Source organism: Flavobacterium chungangense LMG 26729 (assembly GCF_000735715.2).
Taxonomy (GTDB): domain Bacteria; phylum Bacteroidota; class Bacteroidia; order Flavobacteriales; family Flavobacteriaceae; genus Flavobacterium; species Flavobacterium chungangense.
In genome coordinates, this window is record NZ_JASY01000004.1 from 99,072 (window position 1) to 125,628 (window position 26,557).

The 26,557-nt window shown below is 34.2% G+C and carries 28 protein-coding genes and 1 pseudogene; 11 read left to right on the forward strand and 18 right to left on the reverse strand.

The window, feature by feature from the left end:
- Positions 1-52: 52 nt before the first annotated feature.
- The 4 genes from pgi (at position 53) to JE46_RS09685 (ending at position 6,367) form a co-directional block, all read left to right on the forward strand.
- Positions 53-1,690, forward strand: coding sequence for a glucose-6-phosphate isomerase (pgi, locus tag JE46_RS09670; RefSeq protein WP_031455075.1), 1,638 nt, complete (start codon positions 53-55; stop codon positions 1,688-1,690).
- A 347-nt stretch (positions 1,691-2,037) separates the two neighbouring features.
- On the forward strand, positions 2,038-5,268 hold the full coding sequence (locus tag JE46_RS09675; protein WP_236010637.1) for a TonB-dependent receptor: 3,231 nt from the start codon (positions 2,038-2,040) through the stop codon (positions 5,266-5,268).
- A gap of 103 nt (positions 5,269-5,371) precedes the next feature.
- The gene (locus JE46_RS09680; RefSeq protein ID WP_031455077.1) at positions 5,372-5,794 is read left to right on the forward strand and encodes a hypothetical protein; all 423 of its coding nucleotides are present in this window, start codon (positions 5,372-5,374) and stop codon (positions 5,792-5,794) included.
- A gap of 87 nt (positions 5,795-5,881) precedes the next feature.
- Complete coding sequence (locus JE46_RS09685; protein WP_031455078.1) at positions 5,882-6,367, forward strand: septal ring lytic transglycosylase RlpA family protein; 486 nt, start codon at positions 5,882-5,884, stop codon at positions 6,365-6,367.
- Between the two features lie 15 nt (positions 6,368-6,382).
- Here the strand turns inward: JE46_RS09685 and JE46_RS09690 are convergent, their stop codons facing one another.
- Positions 6,383-6,838: a DinB family protein gene (locus JE46_RS09690; protein WP_031455079.1), complete on the reverse strand. Its 456-nt coding sequence runs from the start codon at positions 6,836-6,838 to the stop codon at positions 6,383-6,385.
- 73 nt (positions 6,839-6,911) lie between these two features.
- Between JE46_RS09690 and JE46_RS09695 the strand changes: the two genes are divergently transcribed.
- From JE46_RS09695 to nadD, 4 genes are all read left to right on the forward strand, one after another.
- Complete coding sequence (locus JE46_RS09695; RefSeq protein ID WP_031455080.1) at positions 6,912-7,268, forward strand: arsenate reductase family protein; 357 nt, start codon at positions 6,912-6,914, stop codon at positions 7,266-7,268.
- Between the two features lie 442 nt (positions 7,269-7,710).
- On the forward strand, positions 7,711-8,571 hold the full coding sequence (locus JE46_RS09700; protein ID WP_035136476.1) for a YicC/YloC family endoribonuclease: 861 nt from the start codon (positions 7,711-7,713) through the stop codon (positions 8,569-8,571).
- A gap of 64 nt (positions 8,572-8,635) precedes the next feature.
- Positions 8,636-9,208, forward strand: a complete 573-nt coding sequence (gmk, locus tag JE46_RS09705; RefSeq protein WP_031455082.1) for a guanylate kinase — start codon at positions 8,636-8,638, stop codon at positions 9,206-9,208.
- Positions 9,209-9,316: 108 nt separating this feature from the next.
- Positions 9,317-9,898 (forward strand): nicotinate (nicotinamide) nucleotide adenylyltransferase, encoded by a 582-nt coding sequence (gene nadD, locus JE46_RS09710; RefSeq protein ID WP_031455083.1) that lies wholly within the window; start codon positions 9,317-9,319, stop codon positions 9,896-9,898.
- 199 nt (positions 9,899-10,097) lie between these two features.
- Here the strand turns inward: nadD and JE46_RS09715 are convergent, their stop codons facing one another.
- The 17 genes and pseudogenes from JE46_RS09715 to JE46_RS09795 form a co-directional block, all read right to left on the reverse strand.
- Positions 10,098-10,691 carry a rhodanese-like domain-containing protein gene (locus JE46_RS09715; RefSeq protein ID WP_031455084.1) on the reverse strand — a complete coding sequence of 198 codons (594 nt, stop codon included), beginning with the start codon at positions 10,689-10,691 and terminating at the stop codon, positions 10,098-10,100.
- Between the two features lie 47 nt (positions 10,692-10,738).
- Positions 10,739-12,208 (reverse strand): nicotinate phosphoribosyltransferase, encoded by a 1,470-nt coding sequence (locus tag JE46_RS09720; RefSeq protein ID WP_031455085.1) that lies wholly within the window; start codon positions 12,206-12,208, stop codon positions 10,739-10,741.
- A complete protein-coding gene (locus JE46_RS09725) occupies positions 12,205-13,152 on the reverse strand; it encodes an ADP-ribosylglycohydrolase family protein (RefSeq protein WP_031455086.1) in 948 nt (315 codons plus the stop codon). The genes JE46_RS09720 and JE46_RS09725 overlap by 4 nt, the downstream gene beginning before the upstream one ends.
- A 1-nt stretch (position 13,153) precedes the next feature.
- Positions 13,154-13,886: pseudogene (locus JE46_RS09730) on the reverse strand (metallophosphoesterase family protein).
- 34 nt (positions 13,887-13,920) lie between these two features.
- Positions 13,921-14,523: a macro domain-containing protein gene (locus tag JE46_RS09735; protein WP_031455087.1), complete on the reverse strand. Its 603-nt coding sequence runs from the start codon at positions 14,521-14,523 to the stop codon at positions 13,921-13,923.
- 10 nt (positions 14,524-14,533) lie between these two features.
- Positions 14,534-15,082 carry an RNA 2'-phosphotransferase gene (locus JE46_RS09740; protein WP_031455088.1) on the reverse strand — a complete coding sequence of 183 codons (549 nt, stop codon included), beginning with the start codon at positions 15,080-15,082 and terminating at the stop codon, positions 14,534-14,536.
- A gap of 23 nt (positions 15,083-15,105) precedes the next feature.
- Positions 15,106-15,576 carry a macro domain-containing protein gene (locus tag JE46_RS09745; protein ID WP_031455089.1) on the reverse strand — a complete coding sequence of 157 codons (471 nt, stop codon included), beginning with the start codon at positions 15,574-15,576 and terminating at the stop codon, positions 15,106-15,108.
- Between the two features lie 3 nt (positions 15,577-15,579).
- Entirely contained in the window at positions 15,580-16,101 is a 522-nt protein-coding gene (locus JE46_RS09750; protein WP_031455090.1) for an O-acetyl-ADP-ribose deacetylase, read from the reverse strand.
- Complete coding sequence (locus tag JE46_RS09755; RefSeq protein ID WP_031455091.1) at positions 16,098-16,511, reverse strand: hypothetical protein; 414 nt, start codon at positions 16,509-16,511, stop codon at positions 16,098-16,100. Before JE46_RS09755 ends, JE46_RS09750 begins: the two co-directional genes overlap by 4 nt.
- 8 nt (positions 16,512-16,519) lie before the next feature.
- Entirely contained in the window at positions 16,520-17,047 is a 528-nt protein-coding gene (locus tag JE46_RS09760; protein WP_031455092.1) for an NADAR family protein, read from the reverse strand.
- 11 nt (positions 17,048-17,058) lie between these two features.
- On the reverse strand, positions 17,059-18,141 hold the full coding sequence (locus JE46_RS09765) for an adenylosuccinate synthetase (protein WP_031455093.1): 1,083 nt from the start codon (positions 18,139-18,141) through the stop codon (positions 17,059-17,061).
- A 173-nt stretch (positions 18,142-18,314) separates the two neighbouring features.
- Positions 18,315-19,181: a hypothetical protein gene (locus JE46_RS09770; RefSeq protein WP_031455094.1), complete on the reverse strand. Its 867-nt coding sequence runs from the start codon at positions 19,179-19,181 to the stop codon at positions 18,315-18,317.
- 2 nt (positions 19,182-19,183) lie between these two features.
- Positions 19,184-19,519 carry a hypothetical protein gene (locus JE46_RS09775; protein ID WP_031455095.1) on the reverse strand — a complete coding sequence of 112 codons (336 nt, stop codon included), beginning with the start codon at positions 19,517-19,519 and terminating at the stop codon, positions 19,184-19,186.
- Positions 19,520-19,616: 97 nt separating this feature from the next.
- Positions 19,617-20,435 (reverse strand): TIGR02452 family protein, encoded by an 819-nt coding sequence (locus tag JE46_RS09780; RefSeq protein WP_031455096.1) that lies wholly within the window; start codon positions 20,433-20,435, stop codon positions 19,617-19,619.
- Positions 20,432-21,259, reverse strand: coding sequence for a ribose-phosphate diphosphokinase (gene prs, locus JE46_RS09785; protein ID WP_031455097.1), 828 nt, complete (start codon positions 21,257-21,259; stop codon positions 20,432-20,434). Before prs ends, JE46_RS09780 begins: the two co-directional genes overlap by 4 nt.
- Positions 21,260-21,335: 76 nt before the next feature.
- Positions 21,336-22,028: an NUDIX hydrolase gene (locus JE46_RS09790; protein ID WP_031455098.1), complete on the reverse strand. Its 693-nt coding sequence runs from the start codon at positions 22,026-22,028 to the stop codon at positions 21,336-21,338.
- A gap of 176 nt (positions 22,029-22,204) precedes the next feature.
- Complete coding sequence (locus JE46_RS09795; protein ID WP_031455099.1) at positions 22,205-23,104, reverse strand: LysR family transcriptional regulator; 900 nt, start codon at positions 23,102-23,104, stop codon at positions 22,205-22,207.
- A gap of 84 nt (positions 23,105-23,188) precedes the next feature.
- On the opposite strand from JE46_RS09795, the gene JE46_RS09800 reads away from it, so the two are divergent.
- The 3 genes from JE46_RS09800 (at position 23,189) to JE46_RS09810 (ending at position 26,531) form a co-directional block, all read left to right on the forward strand.
- Positions 23,189-23,953 carry a type 1 glutamine amidotransferase domain-containing protein gene (locus JE46_RS09800; protein ID WP_083480872.1) on the forward strand — a complete coding sequence of 255 codons (765 nt, stop codon included), beginning with the start codon at positions 23,189-23,191 and terminating at the stop codon, positions 23,951-23,953.
- A 4-nt stretch (positions 23,954-23,957) separates the two neighbouring features.
- A complete protein-coding gene (locus JE46_RS09805; RefSeq protein ID WP_031455101.1) occupies positions 23,958-25,115 on the forward strand; it encodes an iron-containing alcohol dehydrogenase in 1,158 nt (385 codons plus the stop codon).
- 420 nt (positions 25,116-25,535) lie between these two features.
- Complete coding sequence (locus JE46_RS09810) at positions 25,536-26,531, forward strand: NAD(P)H-dependent glycerol-3-phosphate dehydrogenase (protein WP_031455102.1); 996 nt, start codon at positions 25,536-25,538, stop codon at positions 26,529-26,531.
- Positions 26,532-26,557 lie beyond the last annotated feature (26 nt).

The following is a 26,557-nucleotide window of genomic DNA, read 5'->3' on the forward strand; positions in this document are numbered from 1 at the left end:
AATAGTTATTTCAGTATTTTTGTATTTCTAAAAAAACTACAATTTTATAAAAATGGCTTTAAACACAACAAACCCAACCGGGACTGAAGCGTGGAAAAAACTGCAAAACCACTTTAACGCAATTCAGAACACTACAATACAGGAATTATTTCTGCAAGATGATAATCGTGTCGCAAAATTCAACTTGCAATGGAATGATTTTTTGGTCGATTATTCTAAAAACAACATTAGTGAGGAAACTATTTCGCTTTTGTTGGAATTAGCGAATACAATTGGTTTAAAAGACGCGATTGCTGATTATTTTGGAGGAGAAATCATCAATCAGACTGAAAACAGAGCAGTTTTGCATACAGCTTTACGTGCGCCTGAATCGGCAGTTATAAAAGTAGACGGAGAAAATGTAATTTCGGAAGTTTACGAAGTAAAAAATAAAATTAAAAACTTCACAAACGAGGTAATCTCAGGAGAAAGAAAGGGTTTTACCGGAAAAGCGTTTACAGATATCGTAAATATTGGTATTGGAGGTTCGGATCTTGGTCCTGTAATGGCAGTTGAAGCCCTGCAATTTTATAAAAATCACTTAAATGTACATTTCGTCTCTAATGTAGACGGTGACCATGTGAACGAGGTGATCAAAAAATTAAATCCTGAAACAACTTTATTTTTAATTGTTTCTAAAACATTTACTACTCAGGAAACATTATCGAACTCAGAAACCATAAAAGAATGGTTCCTGAAATCAGCTTCTCAGGAAGATATAGCCAAACATTTTGTGGCGGTTTCTACTAACATTCAAAAAGTAACCGAATTCGGAATTAATCCTGATAACGTTTTCCCAATGTGGGACTGGGTTGGCGGAAGATTCTCTTTATGGAGTGCAGTTGGTTTAAGCATCGCTTTGGCAGTTGGTTTTGATAACTATAATGACTTACTAAAAGGTGCTAATGAAATGGACGAACATTTCAAATCGGCAGAATTTGATCAAAACATTCCGGTAATTTTAGCTTTGTTAAGTGTTTGGTACAATAACTTTTATGGTGCCGAAAGTGAGGCTTTGATTCCGTACACTCAATATTTGCAAAAACTGGCTCCATACCTGCAACAGGCAACAATGGAAAGCAACGGTAAAAGTGTTGGGCGTGACGGAAAACCGGTTAACTATCAAACCGGAACTATTATCTGGGGAGAGCCTGGAACAAATTCGCAGCATGCCTTTTTTCAGTTGATTCATCAGGGAACAAAATTAATTCCAACTGATTTTATCGGTTTCATAAAACCATTATACGGAAATAAAGATCATCACGATAAACTGATGTCTAACTTTTTTGCACAGACAGAAGCATTGCTGAACGGAAAAACTGCTGAGCAGGTACAGGCAGAGTTTGACAAACAAGGACTTGCTGCTGAAAAAGCGTCTTATTTGCTGCCATTTAAAGTTTTTACAGGAAATAAGCCAACCAATACAATCCTGATTGAAAAACTGACTCCTAAAAGTTTAGGATCTCTGATTGCGTTGTATGAGCATAAGATTTTTGTACAAGGAGTAATTTGGAACATTTTTAGTTTTGACCAATGGGGAGTAGAACTAGGAAAACAATTGGCGAATTCAATTTTAGATGAAATTAATTCTAAAACGGTAAAAACTCACGATAGTTCGACAACTTTTTTACTTAACCATTTTTTAAAATAAAGAAATAGTTCCTGTTAATTTTTTAAATTACTAACGCCTTGATTTGAGCAAATCAAGGCGTTTTTTGGTTTAAAAATGTAAGATTAATATAGTGTAAATGCTTGTTTTTGAAACTTTAACAGATTTATGTGCTGTGTTTTTTTATGTTTTTAACAAAAATAAGCAGTTTAAATTTAAAAAATCATTCTTTTATTTAATGAAAAAATGAAAATTCGTTTTAATACTTAACAGAATAGACAAAACTCATGTTTCTTAACACTTTGATAACATTATCTGATTAAAATGTTATAATTTTGCCAAAAACAAATAACAAAAAACAGATGAAAAAATTGTCAAAGTTTCTCTTAATGCTTTTAGCATTTATTTATGCAGGAGATATTTATGCGCAAGGTAACACTACTTCTTCGATTAACGGAGTTGTAAATGATTCTCAAAACAAATCACTTCCAGGAGCAACAATACTTGCTGTTCATGAAGCTTCAGGGAGCCGTTATTCAACTACCACGGATTTTGATGGTCATTTTAGGATTTCAAACATGCGTGTAGGTGGTCCTTATAAAATTGAAGTTACTTTTGTTGGTTTTAAAACCTATACTGAAACAGGGGTTTATCTTCAATTAGGGGATTCTAAAAGCTTGAAAGTAAGCTTAAAAGATGAGGCTAATGAACTTAATGAAGTAGTTGTAGTTGGAAGAAAAGATCCAATGTTTAACTCTAAAAAAACAGGAGCTCAAACCGTTATTGATCGCGATAAAATTAATGAATTACCTTCATTATCAAGAAATATTGCTGATTTTGCGAGACTTACGCCTCAGGCGCAATTACGTGGTGATGATCAAATTTCTATTGGTGGTCAAAATAACAGATTTAATGCAATTTATATTGATGGAGCTGTAAATAACGATGTTTTTGGATTAGCAGCCAATGGTACGAATGGAGGTCAAACAGGAGTTAGCCCGATTTCATTAGATGCAATTGAGCAATTTCAGGTAAGTGTTTCTCCTTTTGATGTTAAATTATCAGGGTTTGCGGGAGGTGCGATTAGTGCAATTACACGTTCAGGAACAAATAATTTTGACGGTTCTGCTTACTTTTTATACAGAGATCAATCTTTAGCAGGAAAAACTCCAACTCGTTCCGGAAGTGATATTGAAAGAACCAGATTGGCTGATTTTACGGCACAAACATATGGTGTTAGAGCAGGGGGAGCAATTTTAAAAGATAAATTGTTCTATTTCATTAACTATGAAAAACAAGAAAACGATACACCACAGCCTTTTGAGATTGCAAATTACACAGGAAATACAAAAGCAGACGGATTAGAAGCTTTAAGTAAATATTTAATTGATACATATGGGTATAATCCTGGGTCATATCAAAATAATAAAGCTTCATTGACAAGTGATAAATTAATTGCAAAAATTGACTGGAATATTAATGATAACAATAAATTATCTATTAAAAATAGTTATGTAAAATCTATAAACTTTTCTCCAAACCGTTCTTCAAGCACTGCAATTAATTTCTTAAACGGAGCTCAAACTTTTGAATCTATTACAAATTCGGCATCGTTAGAATTAAACACTAGATTCAATAATAAATTCTCGAATAACTTAGTTGTTGGATTCACAACTGTAAATGACGATAGAGATGCATCTGGAGATCCATTCCCAACTGTATCTATTAGAGATGGTTCCGGAACGATTTTTTTTGGATCTGAAGCAAGCTCAACTGCAAACTTGCTAAATCAAAGAGTATTAACTATCACAGACAATTTTGAAATTAATATTGGTAGACATAATATTTTAATTGGTACACACAATGAACTATCTCATGCGAAAAATGTATTTATCAATAGAAATTTTGGAGCGTATGATTATAATAACTTAAATGAGTTTATGAGACCAGATTTAGGTTATAAGGCATACCGTTACCGTTTAGGATATTCATTATTTGGTGGTTCAGGAGACGATTCTAATGGAGCTGCTGATTTTAACATGAATCAATTTGGTTTATATGTTCAGGACAATATCAGAGTATCAGACAACTTTCGCTTAAATGTTGGTGTTAGAGCCGATATGCCAGTATGGTATGATGGACTTGTGAATGAGGATTTTAATACCAGAACAATTGGCTTGTTAGAAGCTAAAGGGAAAGATTTAAAAGGTGCAAAGGTTGGTCAGGCAATTAAAAATACAGTACATTTCTCACCTAGAATTGGTTTTAACTACGATGTTGATGGTGATAAAATAACTCAGGTTAGAGGAGGTATTGGTGTCTTTACTTCCAGAGTTCCATTGGTGTGGCCAGGAGGAGCATATAATAATAATGGTATTTCTCAAAATAGTATCCTAATTAATAACTCTGCTGGTACTCCTACACCAAACTTCAATCCTAACACAAGTGTTGATAGCCAATTATATTCTAATGGTGTTGCGTTAGGACCATTGCCAGGAAGTGGAAAAGTGGGTGGAAATGTCGATTTATTTGCTAAAGATTTTAAGCTTCCACAAGTTTTAAAAACTAGTTTAGCCTTCGATAGAAAATTAGGATCTGGCTGGGTTATATCGGCTGAAGCAATTTGGAATGAAAATCTTAACTCAATCCAGTACCAAAACTTAAACATTGCTGACCCTGCAATCAATTTAACAGGTGCAGATAACAGACCAAGATACAATGGAAATGCTCGTATAGATAACACTTACCAAGGTGTTTATTTAGCATCTAATAAAAAAGCAGGAAGTTCATGGAATACAAACTTTACTGTTGCTAAAAACTTCTACTCAGATTTCATTGATGCAAATATTTCAGCAACTTATGCTTATGGGGAATCATATGTTTGGATGGATGCAACAAGTTCACAAAACAGTTCACAATGGCAGTTCATAGAAACTGTTAACGGTTCAAATGCAATTTCTGGAGTGTCTAGATCAGATTTTGATCAGGGGTCAAGAGTGCTTGCTAATTCTTCTTTAAAATTCAAATGGAATAAATCAATTAAAACTACGATTGGTTTTTATTATGAAGGTACTCAGGGAACACCATTTAGTTATGTTTATGATGACACTGGTAACCTATTGCGTGATACTTTTCAACCTTCAGCTTTAATTTATGTTCCTAGAAACAAAAATGAAATAGTTTTCACACCTTCTGCAACAATGACGGCAGATCAACAATGGGAAGCACTTAATAATTTTATCTCTAATGACAAATATTTAAATAGCAGAAGAGGTAAATATGCAGAACGTAATGGAGACCGTTTAGATTGGAGTCATGTTATCGATGTAAAAGTTGCTCAAGAATTCTCAATAAATGTTAATAAGAAAAGCCATAAATTAGAGTTTACAGCTGATATCTTTAACTTTACAAACTTGTTAAACAAAAACTGGGGAAGAAGATACTTTATGACAAACGATCAACTATTGCTTATTAAGCACACTGGATTCTTAGCAAATGGTACAACGCCAACATTCAATTTTAATCCAAATATTACAAAGAATATCAATCAAATTGATGATGCTGGTTTGCAATCATCAAGATGGCAAATGCAAATTGGAGCTAGATACTCTTTCAACTAAATAAGAACCAAAATAAATAATTAAAAACGGCATTGACTTTTAGTTTAATGCCGTTTTTTTTTAACCTTTTTTGTTATATTTGTTTCAAACAAAATATTAATCTATGTATCATTTTATTCAAAAACTCCACTCCGGCTGGGCTTATTTGGCATTATTACTTTTATTAGTCGCTGTTGTAAATGCCATTCTGGGGTTTACTTCAAAGAAAGAATTTACAGCCAGGGATCGCAAAATTGCTTTATTCGCTTTAATAGGTACTCATACACAATTGTTAATCGGATTGATACTTTATTTTGTGTCTCCGTTAGGGAAAGATTCTTTAGGACAAATGTCAAATGCAGCTCTTCGACTAACTTCATTAGAGCATCCGCTAATCAATATCATTGCTATTATTCTAATTACAATTGGCTGGTCAAAACATAAAAAATTAATCAATAGTGAAGCAAAATTTAAAACATTTTCTATATTTTACGGAATAGGTTTAGTGCTTATTTTAAGTAGAATTCCCTGGAACTTATGGTTCTAAAAAAACCAAAATAAGCCCTTATTCGGGGCTTTTTTTATCTCGGCATATTATTTGTACAAACTCCCCAAGTCTGAAAAAAAATAAATTATGAGGAATAAAAAAAATATTCTGCTCTCTATTCTTTCAGTAACTCTCTTTAGTTGCTTCACCTACGTTATGAGCCAGAGTAAGCCGGTTGAAAACAAGGTTTCTCAGGATACTTTAAAAACAGATAAATTAAAAATGCTTCCTTTAAGCGATTCTGTTTTTAGCATTGAAGGCTTAAAATTAAAAACCTATAAAAAATCGGCTCATGCTTCCTACTACCATGATCGGTTTAATGGAAAAAAAACTGCAGACGGCAGCAGATTTAATAATAATAAATATACAGCTGCCCACAAAAAACTCCCTTTTGGTACCAAAGTAAAAGTAACAAATGAAGCCAATGGAAAGTTTGTTATCGTTAAAATAACCGACAGAGGTCCTTTTGTGAAAACCAGAGAAATAGATTTGTCGAAAAGAGCTTTTATGGATATTAGCAATAGAAAAGGAGCAGGAGCAATGACTGTAACAATAGAAACTATTGAGAATTAAAAAATCCGAAAGTTTCTAAACAAACTTTCGGATACTCATTATTATTCCGGTGTGGGTGCCTTCATGGTAATTGTTGAAAGATAAGGCATCTTCAACATTGCGAAGTGTAAATCCCATGCTTGTAGTATACTCCCTATAATTCACAAAAATTTTATCTGCATAATCTTTTTGGACCTGATGAAGTGTTTCTGAAAGTAACCGTCTGATTTCGTCCACTTCCGCTTGCGAAACATCGCCTTCAGGTTTGGTTCCTTTGCTGTATCGGGTAATAAAATCTTCTGAAACTTTTGACGGCAGTCCTGATAATTTATAGACTAAACTCTGTTGTGCAGCTATACAATGTGCGATATTCCAAATCAAATTATTGCTAAATCCTTCCGGAATTTTATTTAATTGTTCTAATGAATGATTGTCTAAAATCTTCAATAAAATTTCTCTGATTGTCTTTTGTACTTCGAAAACTGAATTCATAAATTTTTTTTAATAAAATTAGGTAATTTTAAGTTGCAATGATTTTTCTTTGTACCGAAATAAACTAAAAATTATGAACAAAATATACTACTTAGCCTCCTGCGATACCTGCCGAAAAATTATCAAAAGCTTACCAAAAGGCAATGATCTGGTTTTTCACGATATCAAGCAAAATCCGATTACTGAAACTGAGCTGGAAGAAATGTACCAACTGTCCGGAAGCTACGAAGCGTTATTCAGCAAAAAAGCGCAATTGTACAAATCAATGGATTTAAAAAACAAATCACTAACCGAAGCCGATTTCAAAAAATACATTCTGGAACATTATACTTTTTTAAGCCGTCCGGTTTTTATTATTGATGGTAAAATTTACATTGGGAACAGCCAGCAGAATATTCTGCAGGTTATGAAAGCTTTAGGAGAAAAATAAATCCGGAATTTTCTCAGGATTAGGGTTTGCGTTAGGAATTACTTCACATGATTTTTATTTTTTAATCAGTGAATTTCATTTAAAGTGGAAATCCTTTTTTGTGCTTTTTTGCCTGAAAAAAGATTACCACGTCAGTTCGCTAGTGCTCGGACAATGCCATTTAGTTAAGGATTAAAAGATAAAATGATTGCTGAATTTTGATTTCTGATATAAAAAATCTCGCAAAAAGGACAGTCTAAATATTTAGCTACAACAAATCTGAAATCAAAAATCGTTAACCCTCAATCTAAAATTTCTTAACTTAATTACATTGAGTGATCGTGTGCAGTGGATAGCCTGGCCTTTAGGCAACGCCCAATAAATTTCAAAACTTATTCGTCATGAAACTAGAAACTTTCTCTGTAAAGTTTTTTAGTATCTTTGCGCCTTTATACTCAATTATATGATACAATCGATGACGGGTTTTGGTAAAGCTTCTTTGCAATTGCCAACGAAAAAAATTACTGTAGAAGTAAAATCTCTGAATAGTAAAGGTTTAGACCTGAATGTGAGAATGCCTTCGGTTTACCGTGAAATGGAATTGGGTTTACGTACCCTGATTTCGACCAGACTGGAAAGAGGAAAAGTCGATTTTGCGATTTATGTTGAAAGTACTTCTGAGCAGACTTCTACCAAAGTAAATGTGCCGGTTGTGAAAAATTATATTGCCCAGTTAAAGGAAGTTTATCCTGATGCGGATGAAACTGAATTGATGAAAATGGCTGTTCGTATGCCGGATGTTCTAAAAACGGAACGTGAGGAAATCGACGAAAACGACTGGGATCAGATTCAGGTAATCATTCATGAGGCTTTACAAAATATATTAAGTTTTAGAAAAGACGAGGGAGAATCGCTTGAGAAGGAATTCAATCTTAGAATAGGGAATATCCGCCAATATATGGAGGATGCTCTGGCGTTAGATCCAGAAAGAGTTCAGGCTATAAAAGACCGTTTGCATACAGCCATTTCTGAACTTCAGGTAAATGTAGACGAAAACCGTTTTGAACAGGAATTGATCTATTATTTAGAAAAACTGGACATTACTGAGGAAAAAGTTCGTTTGACGAATCACTTAGATTATTTCATTGAAACTTTAAACGGAAATGAAGCTAACGGCCGTAAACTGGGTTTTATTACTCAGGAAATGGGGCGTGAAATCAATACCATGGGTTCAAAATCGAATCATGCCCAAATGCAGAAACTGGTAGTGATGATGAAGGATGAACTGGAGAAGATTAAGGAACAGGTACTAAACGTATTATAAAGTAATCAGTAAGTGAATACTAATTAGCTGTTCACTAATTACTAATTACTAATTGCATATAAAAATGAATAAAGGAAAATTAATTGTTTTTTCGGCACCTTCAGGATCCGGAAAAACAACGATAGTAAAGCATTTGCTGAAACAGGAAGATTTAAATTTAGAGTTTTCAATCTCAGCAGCTTCCCGTGACCCGCGCGGAGAAGAAGTCAATGGAAAAGATTATTATTTTATTTCGCTTGACGAATTCAAAAAACACATCAAAGCAGAAGATTTCCTGGAATGGGAAGAAGTATACCGAGATAACTTTTACGGTACTTTAAAATCGGAAATTGAAAGAATCTGGGCTTTGGGAAAAAATGTAATTTTTGATATTGATGTTGCCGGCGGATTACGTATTAAACATAAATTTCCTGAACAGACTCTGGCCGTTTTCGTAAAACCACCAAGTGTTGACGAATTAAAAAGAAGACTAAAAGAACGCTCTACAGAAAGCGAAGATAAAATCAATATGCGTATTGCAAAAGCTTCGGTTGAACTGGCAACTGCACCTCAGTTTGATGTGATTATTAAAAACTATGATTTGGCTGTGGCTTTGGAAGAAGCACATCAGTTGGTAAAAGACTTCGTAAATAAGTAATTATTCCACAAAGATACACAAAGACAAAGCGCCGAGATTCGCAAAGTATTTTTTAAACTTTGCGAATCTTTGTGCTATCTTAGCGAATCTCTGTGAAACCTCAAAAAAATGAAGATAGGCCTGTACTTCGGAACATACAACCCCATTCACATTGGTCATTTGATTATTGCCAATCACATGGCTGAATTTGCAGGTTTAGATCAGGTTTGGATGGTGGTTACGCCTCATAATCCGTTAAAAAAGAAAGCTACTTTGCTCGATGACCACCACCGTTTGCAGATGGTGTATCTGGCAACTGAGGATTTTCCAAAAATAAAACCTTCGGATATTGAGTTTAAATTGACACAACCAAATTATACGGTAAATACACTGGCGCATTTGCATGATAAATATCCGAATCATGATTTTTCATTGATCATGGGAGAGGATAATTTGAAAACACTTCACAAGTGGAAAAACTATGAAGTACTTTTGAATAATCATGATATTTACGTTTACCCCCGCATTTCAGATGAACCGGAAAATAGCGAACTAAAATCACATCCTAGAGTTCATATTATTGATGCGCCTGTTGTAGAAATTTCATCTACTTTTATTCGGGAGAATATTAAGAAAGGGAAAAATATCCAGCCGCTTTTGCCTTCAAAAGTCTGGGAATATATTGACCATAATAATTTTTATAAGAAATAATTTCCCATGCAGTTTTACGCAATCTTGTCATTCCGACGAAGGAGGAATCTTCGTTGCTAGATCGACACAGATTGATATTCTTTGAGGAGCTACTTACGAAGATTCCTCGTTTCTCGGAATGACAAACATAACGCAAAAACGAGTCATAAAAAAAGCCTGAATTGATAAGATTCAGGCTTTTAGCTTTTAAGTGTTTTTATTATTTCACTTCAGTTCCTTCAAATTGTATTCTCGGGTCATTCACATTTACGAGTTCATCGAGCTCGTAGATATTTTTATAACCGTATCCATAAAGGTTAATATGCGTTGGAATATTCAATGCCAGCATAATAGGTTTTCTGTTGGACAGAATTTGTGTTTCGATATTGGTTTTAGGTTTAGCCATTTTCGAAGCAAAATCTATTGGATCTCCATCAAAATTATTATTACAGTAAATCAAGATTCTGGTATTGGGATCCGGAATTAACTTTAAAAGGTTTTCCTGCGTAAAGTCAGTAAAATCCAGATGAATCGCTCCTTTTAAATGTTTTCTGTTGAAACGAAAATCAGAACGGGAATCTAAAACCACGGTATTTTCTTCCTGAGCCATTTTCAAAAAAAGAGGTAGACTCACCAGGTTTTTTTCTCTTTGCTTTTCTAATTCAGTTACCAGATTTTTAAAATCATCATAATCGACTAACGCTTTTGGATATTGGGTGTCTTTTTCCATCTTCTTTCTTTTGTTTACCTGTGAATGGATAATGCCGGTTATAAAACAGCAGCCGGCTAAAATGATAAGAGCTGTAATTTTCATAGTTTTATATTTAGTTCAGATTAAATCTGTTTATAACCGGCGTATTTTTATGCCTCAACACTTATACCTGCACTGACACGGGCTCTTATATCACTTAAAGACTGATCTGTCAAAAGTTTCCCGTCTCTGAAAACTTCTTTCAGTTCACCTTGTTTTTCTTCTTCCCATGAAACATTGTCTGTTAAATGATAAACACCGTCAACCAAATCAATTTTCATTAAGCCTTTTGCAGATTTTTTAGTTCCGTCATCTGTAATAGGATCTTTGAATATCGCTCTTCCTTCGCCATCAACTTCTCCGTAAGTCGCTTTCATGGCAAAACCAAAAGTATCACGTGTATTATACTGATATGTGAAAGATCCAATTCCTAAAACCACATTGGTAGAAGCGAATCCTTTTGCTTTTAAACGCTCACAAATCTGAATCGCTCTGGCAACGGTAATACTGTCGCCGTAAATGGCTCCAATTTGAGGAATCAGTTCTTTATATCCCTTTGCATTTTCTGAACCTCCAAAAACATCCCAAAGCAGTTCAATAACACCTTTCTTCTCTTGTTCTGTTTTTCCATTCGGATTTCCGCAGATAATATCAACAGGATCACCGCTGTCAGGACGAATAACTACTTTACCTTCTCGGGCAATAATATCTTCTTTTAAACGCGGTAAATAATCGGTTAAAACTTTCCATAAATCCCATGTGTCAGAAACGATAGAAACAATTCCTTTTGGATATACTTCTGTAATTAATCTTTTGAAAGTTTCACATTCGCCTTCTGTAGTTCCCATACACATTACAGAATGTTCAGTTGCGGCAACAGAACCTGCGATTAATTCGGTATCAGAATTGGCTTTGTAATATTCTTCAAAGAAATCAATTGCCGGAATCGTATCAGATCCTGTAAAACTCAATAAATGCCCGGCTGCAGACGTTACAGCTGCTTCGATTCCGCCCATTCCTCTCATAGAGAAGTCATGTCCCTGCCAGTTGACAAAATCTGGTGCAGATGAAGTCTCATCAGCATATTTATCCAATACTTTTCTGTATTCCCTTGCGATGGTAGCAGAGTTACAAGGCAACCAGATTACGGCAGAAAGCAGTGTTTCAAAATAATTCGTCAACCAGAAAAACTCCGGAATCGTATTGTACATCGTAAACATTGGCACTCTCAACGGAACGCTTGCACCTTCCGGCAAAGCTTTAAAAACCATCGGAATATAGCCTAAATCATGCAAATCTTCGATATGTTTAGTGCCTACCTGGTTTTCTCCTAAATAGTTATTGATTCGACGGGCGTATTTTTTAACCACTTCTTCTTTTGGCTGTTTGAAGAAATACGTATCAAAATCATGAATAATGTATTTTTTGATGAAATACTGCAATCCGAAAAACACAACTTCTTCAAGACCTTCGATTCTTGATTTTCTGGGTGTCCAGTTAGAATATACTAAAGTGGTTTTGTCCGGGTATTGCCTTCTGTGGTCAACTTTGTAACCGTCGGTTAATAATAGTGGGTTCATAATTTTAGTTTATATTTTTTTAATAATCGTTCTGCTAAATCTTTTATATCATTGGTTCTTACCAAATTTTCAATCCATTTGTTTGGAATATTTTCTATTCCATAATAAATCCCTGCTAATCCTCCTACAATAGCTCCGGTTGTATCTGTATCTTCACCCAAATTAACCGCTTTCAAAACTGTTTCTTCATAAGAGTCTGAATTCAGGAAACACCAAATACTCGCTTCTAAACTATGCAGCACATAACCAGAAGAATGAATTTCATTTTCCGGATATTCTGAAATATCATTTTTAAGAATTCTGTCAAATAACTGAATTTCTGCTGGATTAAACTTTTTATCTTTCAAAAATACCGAAACCGTATTTTTCATTTCGATATAGGCTTCGAATTTATCTTTCTCCTTTAAAATTTCCAAAGAATAAATCACATAAATAAAGCAGGCAAATATTGATCTGAAATGTGCATGCGTTACAGATGAAACTTCTTTGACTTTTTGGTAAATTACTTCAATATCATTTTCTTTTTGAAGATAAAAAACCAACGGCAAAATACGCATTAAGGAACCATTTCCATTATCACTTTCAGAAAATCCGCCGCACAAATCGGGCTGATGTCCTTTTGCGATATTAAGAATGGCATGTCTCGTTGCAATTCCAATATCGAAAACTTGTCCATGTGGTGTCCATAATTCGCCACTATACCATTTAACAAAATTTCTGGCTATGTCATTTAAATCATAGCCTGAACATAAACTTTCAGCCAGACAAAACGCCAATGAACTATCATCACTCCACGTTCCTATTGGCTGATGATGCGTTCCAAAACCAAACATTTCGGTAACCGGATTTTGTTTTAAATAAGTTCTGGATTGAAATTCAACCGGAACTCCTAAAGCATCTCCAACAGCTAAACCGAATAAACCTGATTCTATTGTGTTTTTCATTTTATTTATTTCTTCCTTTTTCATTAGCATATAATGTCTGTACACTATCGCTTTGCCAAAATTCTTTCGTTTCAGTATCAATACAGGTTAATTTTCCATAAAAACCAGCTCCGGTATCAATATTCCATACATTACAACCCTGCATTGGAATTTCTATATCATAATGAAGCGTTGGTGTATGACCGATGTAAATTTCATTAAAAAGTAATAACCTTTTTTGGGTATAAATTCGAATCTTTTTTAATTCGTTTATCCATTATCAGCGCCATTTCCCATAAAGTTCTGTCCCATGAAAAATTGGTTTGGTAATGTTCTTTTTCTGGTCCGTGCATCGATGAAAATCCGGCATGAATGAAAAGGTTATTATTCTCATCAACAAAATAATCTTTCATTTGATTAAAGAATTTCAGATGTTTCTCCTTTTCAGAAATATCAATATTCTGATAACTTTCTATAGTCGATTTTCCGCCATGCAAAAACCAAATATCATTTATTACATCTTTTTCTAACCATTCCTGACACCAGGCATCGTGATTTCCTTTTATAAAAATGCATTCCTGTTTTTGGGATAGCCTGATAAGAAATTCAATAACCTGTGCCGACTCGCTCCAGCCATCTACATAATCACCTAAGAAAATCAGGCGGTCAGTTTCAGATAAAGCGATTCGGTTCAGCAACTGAACCAAAGCATTTAATCCTCCGTGGATGTCTCCAATAACTAAAGTTCTCATTATATTTATTTATAAATGAAGTAGAGTTTTTTGTTACTTAATAATCCCAGATTAGTCCTTTTTCATTTAGTCTATATTGGTATTTTTGGGTATCGCCGAATGTTTTATATTCTTTGTAATTTCTATTTATAATTTCATCATAAGCCAAAAACATTTGATTAGAAGCAATATGAAAAGGCATTCTTCCGCATCCAGTACATAAACCCGGGATTGTGACTGTTTCTATTTTAGGATTATTTATACAAGCTATCAAAATTGCTTTCATAGCTAAAAAGGCATTAACTGAAGTTGCAATATTAAAGCTCATTGGAACTCGCATAGTTGGAGCTGAGATTAAAAAAGGAACTTCACTATCTCCCGTTTCTAATGTGATTGATCTTCCAATTAAGAGTTCTCTTTCATCAAGTTGAGCAATTTTTGCTTGTAGTTCATCCTGCAAATGCCATCCAAATCTTTCTGACAAATGCCAATCTAAACCGCCATCCATGAATCCAAATGAATTTGCCGGACTTACAACTGCGTCAGATTTTATTTTTGTAATATCTCCTTTTATTATACTGAGATTCTCACATTCTGAAAAATCATTTCTCCATGAATTGCCAAGTTCATCTTCTAAGTAAACCAATTTTATATGCAGCATCTTTTTTAAATTAAAATTGAATGTATTTTGCAGGAACTTCATCTGTCAGCCAGACATTGTTTTCGGATAAATAAAACTTAAAACCGTCTCTATGCATTTCACCGGTTTTGACGGTTAAAATTTGAGCAATTCCTCTTCGGCTTCCTACTTTTACTGCCGTTTCTTTGTCTTTTGAAAGATGTACATGCTGACGGCTCATTTTTTTCAAACCTTCTTTGCGGATACTTTCCATAAACTTTCCAACTGTTCCGTGATACAAATATTCAGAAGGTTCAGTTTCGACCAGATTTAATTCAACGGAAATCGAATGTCCCTGACTTGCACGGATTTTGGTTTTATCTTCGTTAAATGCAAAACGTTTTTTATCGTTATTCTCTACAACGTAATCCAAAAGTTCGGCCGTCATCTGATTCTGGCTTCCCTTTTTATTACATTTTATAATTAATTCTTCTACATCTGCCCATCCGTTTTCGTCTAATTTTAATCCGATAGTTTCAGGCGAATGTCGCAGCACCAGACTTAAAAACTTGCTGACGCTTTTTGCTGTTTTTTCATTCATCTTTATTAATTTTTATTATGGATTTAAAAATCATAAACCACGACTTTTATATCCTTATCAGACAGCGTTTTAAGAATGATGGGTTCGATCATTTCCCATTTACCACCGGCTAATCCGCATCCTATTCTTGGCATGTTAACCGATGCATTATTTGTTTTTGCAAAATCAGAAACTGCTTCTAGTCCTTCTTCAATAGCATTGTACCGAATTGGAGCATCTCCGTTTTCATCTTTATTGATTTTATGCTGTCCGATTAAGTTTGCTACCCACAAATTTTCTTCAACCTGAACAAACTGCACTCTTCCTAATTCAAAATCATTTTTAGATTTGAACCATTCACGATATTGTTTTTCTGGTGTTTTCCATCTTTTTGAAATTGCCATTACAAATCCTTTTCCCCATCCGCCAATATCATTGCAAACGTGAACAATTATTTTGTTTTCGGATCCTTCTGGAGATGTTGCATCGCCTTTTATATATTGAATGTCTTTCATTTTTTATTTATTTTCTATTCCCAGAATCTCTTTATAAATCTGATAATTTTCATCATCAAAACAGACAAATAGTATTTTTTCTATTTCTGCGATTCTTTGAAAATCTTTTACTGCTTTTACGGCAATCTGAGCCGCTTTGTCTTTCGGGAAATGATAAATTCCAGTACTGATATTTGGAAAAGCAATGGTTTTAATTCCATTTTCAACAGCAAGATTCAAACTGTTCTGATAACAATTTGCCAGTAGTTTTGACTTTTCGTCTTTATCACCATTCCAGACCGGACCGACAGTATGAATCACATATTTAGAAGGAAGATTTCCGGCTGTTGTAATGACAGCTTCTCCGGTTTTACAGCCTCCCTGCTTATTACGTATTTGAATGCATTCTTCTAAGATTGCTTTGCCTCCTTTACGATGAATCGCTCCATCAACACCGCCGCCGCCAAGCAAGGAAGTATTGGCTGCATTTACTATTGCGTCGACCTGAATTTCTGTTATGTCCGCTTTTAATAATCCTAAAATCATTTTCTAAAACTCTCTAGTTTGTCATTAAGTTCTTTGTCTTCACTTAACACTGAACGATCCGTAAAATGAACATTAACTATTTCAATTCCGTTTACTATGTTAGCATTAAAATCAATTAATTCTTCTGATGGTATCCAAAGTTCGTTATGATTTTTATCGCCAACATTTTGAACTTCATACTTTTCCAGAAAGGCTGAATTGACATCAAAAGCAGTTACAATTCCAATAAATCCCGAAAACTCGTCAACGGTATTCCATTCAAAAGCAATCTGATCTGCATATTGCTGATTTGTTACCGGATAAAAAATAGGCTGCCATTCTAATCTTGACGGAAATACTTTGTAGCCTGAATCTGCAATTAATTCCATCTCTTTCAATCCAACCGGACGATATAATCTTGTTGTTTTCATAATCATTTTTATCTCAATTCATCCCTAACTTCCATCAAAGCAAAACCCAAAAGATTCAAACCTTTCCATTTCTCCGGATTCATAACATCTTTATGATCGCCTGCCATTCCAATTCCCCAGATTGAGTCGACCGGACTTGCTTCTACTAAAACTCTTTCTTTTGTATTTAATAAAAAGGTTTTCAAATCAGCATTTTGACTGAATTTGTGAAAGTTTCCTGCTTTTACGATTTCATATCGGTTTTCTAGCCAGATTTTATCATCGTAATTTCTCACTTCTCTTCCTAATTTTTTGGCTTCTGCCGGAGAATTGATATTGAGGATTTTTTCTAAAATTTCCTGATCCTGAAACAATTCGGCTTTTTTTGCCATCATCCAGTGCTCAGCAGTTTTATAGGTTACTTTTTCTACCTTAAAAGAATTTAACCACCATTGACTGAAACAGTTTTTGGTAATTTTTCCGTCTTTGTTTGGCTGATGTCCCCAGAAAAATAAAAACTTACTTTCCGGAGCTAGGGTATCTATAGTGTATTTCATTTTTTCTCTTTTTATTGAAACAAAGAAGTAATCTCTTTAAAATCTTTTGAATCAGGTGAAAATGATCCGTAGATTTCATTGAATTCCGTTGTGAGGCTTTCAAACTCATAATCCTGCTCCAGCTGATCCATACAGGTTACAACCAAATTTCGTTTTGCCATTGGGCTGTAAGCTGCATCGAGTTTTAGAGCATAATTTAAAAGTTCATAATTCAGACTTCCAAATCGTAAGTGTTTTTGGTATTCGTTAAAAACACAGGTTTCTTCTTCGTTGTTTTTTAATTTTATTTCTCCTTCATTTGCCATCCAGCCGTGTCCGTGTCGGGTTGCATAACTCCGGGTTACGTAATAAACTGCTACATCTTCAATCCTTAGTTTATTACAAATTTCAATCGCATTTTTTGAAGTTGTATTGGCGTACGTTACATTCGGAAAAACGCCGTGATCCATGTCGAGCAAAATTCCCTGACTGCCCTCAAAAATCAGATTTTCGTATTTTGAAAGCAACGTATAATCGACAATATTCCATTTCAATTTATCGATTGCTTCCAGATATTGACTGACTTCTTCGTCGATTTCACTTTCGTTTAAAAAGCCATAATAATAGGCGATTTGGTTTAGTTTTTCTAAAAGCATTTCGCGGGGCGCAATCAAATCGATGGCAAATAATTTATACGGACCTTCGTTTCTTTTCATGGTTGAACCGATACCTTTTCCGCAAGTTCCGTTTTCGATGTTTCGCACATTTCCTCTGTTATGCCAGACATCAAAAGGAGTGGTGACTTTTGCTAAAGGATGAATGTACAAATCCAGATTAGCTTCTTTTTCTTTTAATTCTTCTCTTTCATTATATAAAAAAAGCGGATGAATGGTGCAATACTCGCTGTAGTAAGAAGGTAATCCCCGAAGTGCACCGCTCGCAAAACTCGAATGAACGTGTTTTTTATCCCCAATCATTACGGTATGTGCTGCTTGTTGTCCGCCAGAAAACCGAATAACTATAGATTCAGGATTTTGCTTCGCCAGAAAATCTGTTGTTATGCCTTTTCCTTCATCACCAAATCCTAAACCTATAACTATTTGAGCTGTTTTCATTTTTTTAACTGTTGTGCAATTATTTTAAACACATAGAATCATAGACTTTGTAAGCTTAAAAAAGGCGTTTCACTAGTTTAAATTCACACAGTTACTATGTGTTAGAAACTAGTTTCTTTTTGTTTTCTTTTATTCACAAACAAAAACCTATGTTTTTATGTGTTTATAAAAAATTAAAGCATCTCTATATTATCTAAACCTGTACTTGTTGTATCAGAAACTGTAATTCCTTTTCCTGAACTTTTATGTTTATCGCAAATGATTTTCTTAATTACATTCGGGATTTCTCTGTGATCTTCGATTGACAAACAATTCTGTCCCAGTAATTCTTTCCACGCCACATTTGCTCTTATTGCCTGATCAGAATGTAAAACGCTGATATGGTACACTTCGTAACGTTTTTGCGCTTCTTGTAATAATTCGAGAGCCGTATACGTTTGCTGTCCCTGACCCATAATTTCCTTTATGGCTGATGCCGGAAGTGTGCCTAAATTTGGTTCATCACCAACAGTAAACAACAATCCTTTTTGTCCTCTTTTTTCGAAAGCATCAGTTTTCGTGTGAAAAGCTGCAAAATACCATGCAAGAAGATAACTTTCTCCGGCGTTTCCACCTCCGCCTGACTCAATATACGTTCGGGTTAACCACATATCGAGTTCTTCATCGCCAGATTCAAACTGTCCAACCTGAAGCGGATATCTGTCGCATTCGTGATCGCCAATTCCTAAAAATAAAAGTGCGGGATCCGGAACACCGCCCTGAATAATTCCGCCCATCAATTTTGGCAACCCTTCTTTGATCAGTTCATGCGGAATGTGACCCATACTTCCGGTAACATCCAGACCTAAAATAATCGGAACAGAATTGGGATGCACTTCAGAATCTCTGGCTTCCCGAAAAGTAATGCCATTCGGATTCATAGATTCATGCGCCATTCGTAAAGAATTCTGTGTGAAAATTTCACTTGCAGATTTTTTTCCATAACCTGCTGCTTCTGCTCTGCTCAAACGAGCTCCTAAATCATATCTTGTACCTCCCATGACTAAAATGTTTTACCAAATAAATATTCGAATCGTTTTTTTGTCACTTCAAACTGAATATTTAGATTTCTGATTGTTAATGATAATTCCATGTCTTTCTGAACAAAAGCTTCTGGTTGAAAATCGGCAAAGGTCAGACTGTTTTTATCCAGTGGACTAATGTCAATTAATCCTTCTTGTTCTCTTTCGAGCCTTTTGATTTTTAATTCAATATCTTCGACTCTTCTTCTGTAAATTAATTCAGAATCTTCACCAATTGTTTTGGCTCTGTCTTCTCTAATCTGATCATTGTTTCTTTTTAAAGACTCAATAAATCTTGGTTTTAAATCGTCGCTCATTATTTTTTGGTTTATTGTTAATAGTTTGTTGTTTCAGGTTTCAGGTTTTCTTTGTTTCAAGTTACTCTATACAACTTCAAACTTGAAACCTTTCAATTTAATTAAATGTCTCTTCAAATTGTTTAAAATTTGATTTCTTTTCAGAATTGTCAAATATGGCAAAGACAATTTTCTTAAAAGCTCCAGCATACTTTTCTGCAATAATTTCTTTGAATAATTGTGCCACATCTTTGGGCTCATTTCTAAATACACCACAGCCCCAGGCTCCCAAAATCAGTGTGTCGTTTTTTTGTTTTAAAGCAATTGCTAATACTTTATCCATTCTTGCTATTAAAATCTCGTCTGCTTTGGCAATTTCTTCTTTCCTGTTATGTTGCTGCATCGCACCTTTATTTGGTGCTGGTGAGGTAATCATATCTACAAGAAATGGTTTTTCAAAATAATTTCCATTGTCATCATTCCAAAACAAAACATTCGGGCTATAAATCATGTAATCTGAGTATAAAAACGAAGATTGATTTCTGTTAAAATCGTACATCGTTTTGTCTTTGATTTGTGTTGCATACAGATTTGACGATCTGGCCAGACTTTCTTCCTGAGCAGAAGCTCCTCCTAAGAACCCACCACCCGGATTTTTTGCAGAAGCAAAATTCAAAACGCAGATTTTACCATTTTTCTCCTGAACAATTGCTTCAATGGTTGAACAATTCTTTATAACAATTTCTGTTTCAAACTTATTTTCGATTGGAGTTTTTAAGATTTCATTCCAGTCATTTGGTGCAATTGTAAATGTATTTTGTATGGAATCTTTGAGTTCTTTTTCTACAGCAATCTTTTTTTCTTTGTATTCATAAAAACCATTCTGTATGATTTCTAATGTTTTATTTGCTATTTCTGTTCTATAATTTTTATTCATAATTCTAATTTTACGACTTCAACCTTTTCGTTGTCAAAATCTTTAAAAGAATTCGTTGTAAATATTTTGTCAAAACAATCTAAAACTTCAAATCCTTTATTGAAAATTCCGTGGCTTACGGCTAGGTATAATTTACCTGCATTTTTCTTTTTAAGTTCTTCGGCTAATCCTACGAAAGTTCCTCCTCCGTCGCAGATATCATCTACAATTAAACAATCCATTCCTTGCAAATCATCATTGTAAACTTTAAAACCAGATAATTTTCCGGTTTTTACGTCACGGCTTTTACTGCATTCTACAACTTCAACTCCGCCTAAGAATTCAGAAACTTTGTAGATTTTCTTCAAAGCGCCACCATCGGGAGAAATCAATTTTACGTTTTCTCCGATTACTTTTAAAACTTCCTTGATAAAAGTATGATTCGGAATGACTTCACAGTTATTTACCAATGCCGGAGTAACTTCAGAGTGTGCATCAAAAACAAAAACTTTATTCAATTGAAGCGTATTGATAATATCGGCATATACTTTTACAGATAAAGATTCCCCTTTAATCATCACACGATCTTGTCTTGCCGCCGGGAAATACGGAATAAAAAGATCAATGATTTTAACGTCCATTCTGCGTAAAGCATCAACAGTAATACACAACAAACCTAAATCGTTGAATGAATTTAACCGGTGAGTGATGGTTACTTTTTGTGTTGTATCAAAATCAGGATTGATTTTAATATGTGGTTCTCCGCCAGAAAAGGTAAAACTTTGAAACTGGATTTCTTCCTGGTTAAGGATAGGAGCGAATTTTGGGTCTAAATTTAGTATCATAGTTTTTTTTATTTTGCGTTAATTATACGCAAATATAGAATTATATTTTTGATTGACAATTTATTTTGTGTAAAAATTACGCAAACTTTATTTCAAAGTGAAAGCCTTTTTTGGTTAATTCATTATATTTCAATTTGTTAAACTTGAAAAGTTTTGCCGGACGTCCGCTTTTTGAGGATCCAAATTGTTCTGTTTCTTCAATGATTTCAAAACTTAATATTTTTTTTCTGAAATTTCTCCTGTCAATTTCTTTCTCTAAAATGGTACAGTATAAGTTTTCAAGTTCAGAAAAAAGGAATTCTTTTGGCAGTAAATCAAAGCCAACCGGTTCATAAGTAAGTTTTGCTTTTAGGCGTTCGATAGCTTTTTTTAGAATGCTATTATGATCAAAAGCTAAGGTTGGAACCTCATTAATTTTGAACCATTGTGCATGCTCGGCATCAGAATCGGCTTTGATGGTTAATTTGGAAGGATCAACCAGAGCAAAATAGGCCACAGAAATCACACGATTTCTGGGATCTCGATTTACATCATCACCAAAAGTAAAGAGCTGTTCAAAATAAGTTACGGTAACATTGGTTTCTTCTTTTAATTCTCTTTTTACTGCATCCTGCAACGATTCATCATTTTTGACCAAACCTCCCGGTAAGGCCCAATACGATTCCTTTGTGCCGAATTTCTGTTGTATTAAAAGGACATACAATTGGTTGTGCTGGTAGCCAAATACAATTGCATCAACAGCTACTCTGATATTTTGAATGTTAGTCATATTCTAAATGCGTAAGATTTACACAAATATAAAGTTTTATATTTCTTACGCTGAGCAATTTAAAGTTTAACTCAGAAAAAGTTCACAAAAATCAAATTCGCTATACGACAAATTTAATGTGGAATAGAATAGTACAACTCATCATTTTTGATGATTTTAAGTAAGGATTTTATCTTTTAAGTAGATAAAGCAATTCTTACCTCGTTGGCAATAATATCAAAAAAGGTTTTCAGATTGTTGTTTTTAGCAGCCAGTAAATAGACATATTCTTCAGGAACGTGAAAACTATTCCAGACCAATTGCAATTTGTTTTGCTGAATAAATTTTCTGGCATTACAATTCCAGGTTACGGCAACACCGGAATTTTTAGAGAGCATTTCCAGCATTTCATATTCTGACGGAATGATATAATTGGGAACCATGGAAGGTCTCTTTTTATGGAAAGCATGCAGCCAGAATAATTTTATATGTGGAATCCTTGCATCATGCGAATACCATTTTTGTTCGTTCAGCCATTGTTCTGCTTCCGAAAAATTATCTGATTTGAGTTTCTGTCGAAATTCGGTAATATCTAAATTCGTTGGTCCAACCATTACCAGTTTAATTTTGGCAACCGTTTCCTGAATGGTATCAAACGTATCATATTTTTTCGAAACAATAGCAAAGTCCAGTTTTTTAGAATCGACCAGGGAGAAAAGAGTATCATCATCGGCAAAAGTAAAATCGATTAAATCAAATTTTGGAATTAAAGCATTACCAACACTACTGAAAAGATGTTTTGAGATTCCCACAGAAATTAACCGGGTTGCATCTTCTGCTTTAGCCCTGAATGTGTTTTCCACATTTTCAAGCCGATCGAGTGCATCTATTATTAAGTTATTCAGTAACTTAGCATACTCGGTTGGTTCTACGCCTTTAGACTTTCGAATAAATAATTTGTTTCCAACATGAGCTTCGAGCATAGAGATCTGCTGACTTACTGCAGGCTGACTCATAAATAACTCCTTTGCAGCGATAGAAAAGTTTCCATTTTTATAAACCGCTTTAAACGTTCTGTACCATTCCAGATTTACCATGATATAGTTTTATTTATAACAAACATAGTTTATTTTATTTTTACAAATATCACATAAGCCGTAAATTTGTTTAAAATTAATCAAATGAACAAAATAGCATTATTTGCGATAATCGCTTTCACAGCAGGTAGCATTTCGACTACTGCTCAAAAATTAAATAAAAAACAGATGAAAAAAGTATTATTTGTGCTTACGAGCCATGACAAATTAGGAGATACAGGTGAAAAAACAGGATTTTGGACAGAAGAATTTGCTGCTCCTTATTATACGCTGATAGATCAGGGATATATTGTAGAGATTGCAAGTCCTTTAGGTGGTCAGCCGCCAATCGATCCAAAAAGTAATGATCCGAGTGCTGCTACAGAAGACACTAAACGTTTTGATGCGGATTTAGCTTTGCAGGAAAAGTTAAAACATACACATAAAATTACAGATGTGAATCAGAAAGATTTTGATGCAGTCTTTTATCCGGGTGGTCACGGACCAATGTGGGATTTAGCTGTAGATCAAAACTCAATCGCTTTGATTGAATCTTTTTACAATCATAAAAAACCAGTAAGTTTTGTTTGTCACGCACCGGCAGCATTAAAAAATGTAAAAATCGATGGTTCTTATTTAGTAAAAGACAAAAAAGTTACCGGATTTTCAAATACCGAAGAAGAAGGTGTTGGATTGACAAAAGTGGTTCCGTTTTTATTAGAGGATGCGTTAAAAGCCAATGGTGGTGAATATTCAAAAGGAGCTGATTGGGCACCTTATGCAGTAGAAGACGGTTTGTTGATTACAGGTCAAAATCCGGCTTCATCAAAACTGGTTGCTGAAAAATTAATGGCACAATTAAAAAAATAAGCAGATGTTAAACTTTGAATTATACAATCCGACAAACTTAATTTTCGGAAAAGGACAAATTGAAAAACTTTCGACTTTGGTTCCAAAAGATGCCAAAATATTATTGGCTTATGGCGGTGGAAGTATTTTTAAAAACGGAATTCACGAACAGGTAATTAATAACTTAAAAGGTTTTGATATTGTTGAATTTGGAGGCATTGAACCCAATCCGCATTTTGAGACTTTAATGAAAGCGGTTGAAGTTATAAAGGCAGAAAAAATCGATTTTATCCTGGCTGTTGGTGGCGGATCTGTTATTGATGGTGTAAAATTTATTTCGGCAGCGGTTCATTTTGATGGGAATCCGATTGATATTTTGCAAAAGCGTCTGTTCATTAAAGAAAATGCCGTGCCTTTTGGAACCGTTTTGACATTGCCAGCAACAGGAAGTGAAATGAATTCCGGTTCTGTTGTTACGATTAAAGCAACGCAAGAAAAACTGGCTTTTGGTGGAAGCGCTATGTTCCCAAAATTTTCTATTTGTGATCCAACTGTAATTGAATCTTTGCCAAAAAGACAAATTCAGAATGGGGTTGTAGATGCTTACACACACGTAATGGAGCAATATCTGACGTATCCGCATGAAGGTTTTTTACAAGACCGGATTGCTGAAGGAATTCTACAAACTTTAATTGAAGTTGGTCCAAAAGTTGTCGAAGATCCAACGGATTATGCTTTGGCATCCAATTTTATGTGGAGTTGTACAATGGCTTTAAACGGATTAATCCAAAAAGGAGTTCCCTCTGATTGGGCGACACATATGATTGGTCACGAATTAACCGCTTTATACGGAATCGATCACGCAAGAACTCTGGCGATTATTGGCCCAAGTTTGTATAATGTGATGTTTGAAACCAAAAAAGGAAAACTAGCGCAATACGGGAGAAGAATCTTCAACTTAACAGGTTCTGATGATGAAGTTGCAAAAGAAGCTATAAATAAAACAGTTGAATTTTTCCATACTATGGGAATGGATACTAAACTTTCTCAATACACAGATGATTACAGCGAAACAGCAGATTTTATTGTAAATCGTTTTGATGAAAGAGGCTGGAAAGGTTTAGGAGAAAATCAATTGGTGACTTTAGATAAAGTGAAATCTATTGTTGAAATGAGTTACTAAAAATAAAATTTCAAGTTTTTTTAAATTCCAAATTCCAACAGTAAACTAAATTATTGGAATTTGGAATTTTTGTTTAAGTTGAAACCTCTATTTAATATCAAGAGATAGAAATTGTTATTGGCAGCTTAAATTTTGGAATTTGAATTAAAAAAAAGGCGTTCTTAATTTTTTTAGGAACGCCTTTTTAAAATACTAAAACAAAACTAACTAACTCAATTCTTACTAAATTCATTTAAAAATCTAATTTATAATGTGTTACAACGTAATGATTTAGTTTTTATTGTGATAGAAGAAAAATAGTTGCTTTTTTTAAAGAAACTTGAAACCATCGTGTTTAAAGGCTTTTTTATGAAATTCTTAAACTACATTTTGTGATATTACTGCATTATTAAGTACTTTTGCTTTAAATTAATTAAAATAATGAGCCAAAATTTAAAATTTGCAGTAATTGGAGGAGGGAGCTGGGCAACTGCAATTGCAAAAATGTTATGTGTGAATCTTCCTGAAATTTCGTGGTATATGCGAAATGATGCAGCGATAGAACATATTCAGAAATACAAGCATAATCCAAATTATTTAAGTTCAGTTGAATTTGATACTACAAAGCTTAAATTAACCAACAATATAAACGAAGCAGTTGAATATGCAGATTACTTGATTTTTGCTATTCCTTCGGCTTTTTTAAGTGCAGAATTAGAGCCGTTAACGGTTTCTCTGGAAAATAAAATTATCTTTTCGGCTATTAAGGGAATTGTTCCTGAAACAAGTTTGATTGTTGGAGAACATTTTCATATTCAATACGATATTCCATACTATAATATTGGAGTGATTACAGGTCCTTGTCACGCTGAAGAAGTAGCTTTGGAAAGGCTTTCTTATTTAACTATTGCCTGCGGTGATCCTGATAAAGCCTGTACAGTTGCCAAAATATTATCGAGTAATTATATCAAAGCTAAAATTTCGGACGATATTATCGGAACTGAATATGCAGCAATGCTGAAAAATATTTATGCCATAGCTGCCGGAATTGCGCATGGTTTAGGATATGGTGATAATTTTCAGTCTGTAATGATGAGTAACGGAATCCGGGAAATGCGAAAATTCATCAAGAAAGTACATAAAATGAAACGAGATATCAATGACTCAGCTTATTTGGGCGATTTATTGGTAACAGGATATTCGGTATTTTCAAGAAACAGAATGTTCGGAAATATGATCGGAAAAGGCTATACCGTAAAAAGCGCCATGATGGAAATGAGTATGGTTGCTGAAGGGTATTACGCGACTAAAAGTGCTTATAAATTAAATCAGGGATATGGTGCAAAAACACCAATTATCGATGCGGTTTACGCTGTATTGTATGAAGGTAAAAATGCCAAAACAGTTTTCAAAAAGCTAACAGAATCTTTAGACTAGAGAGAGAATATAATCCCATAAAAAAG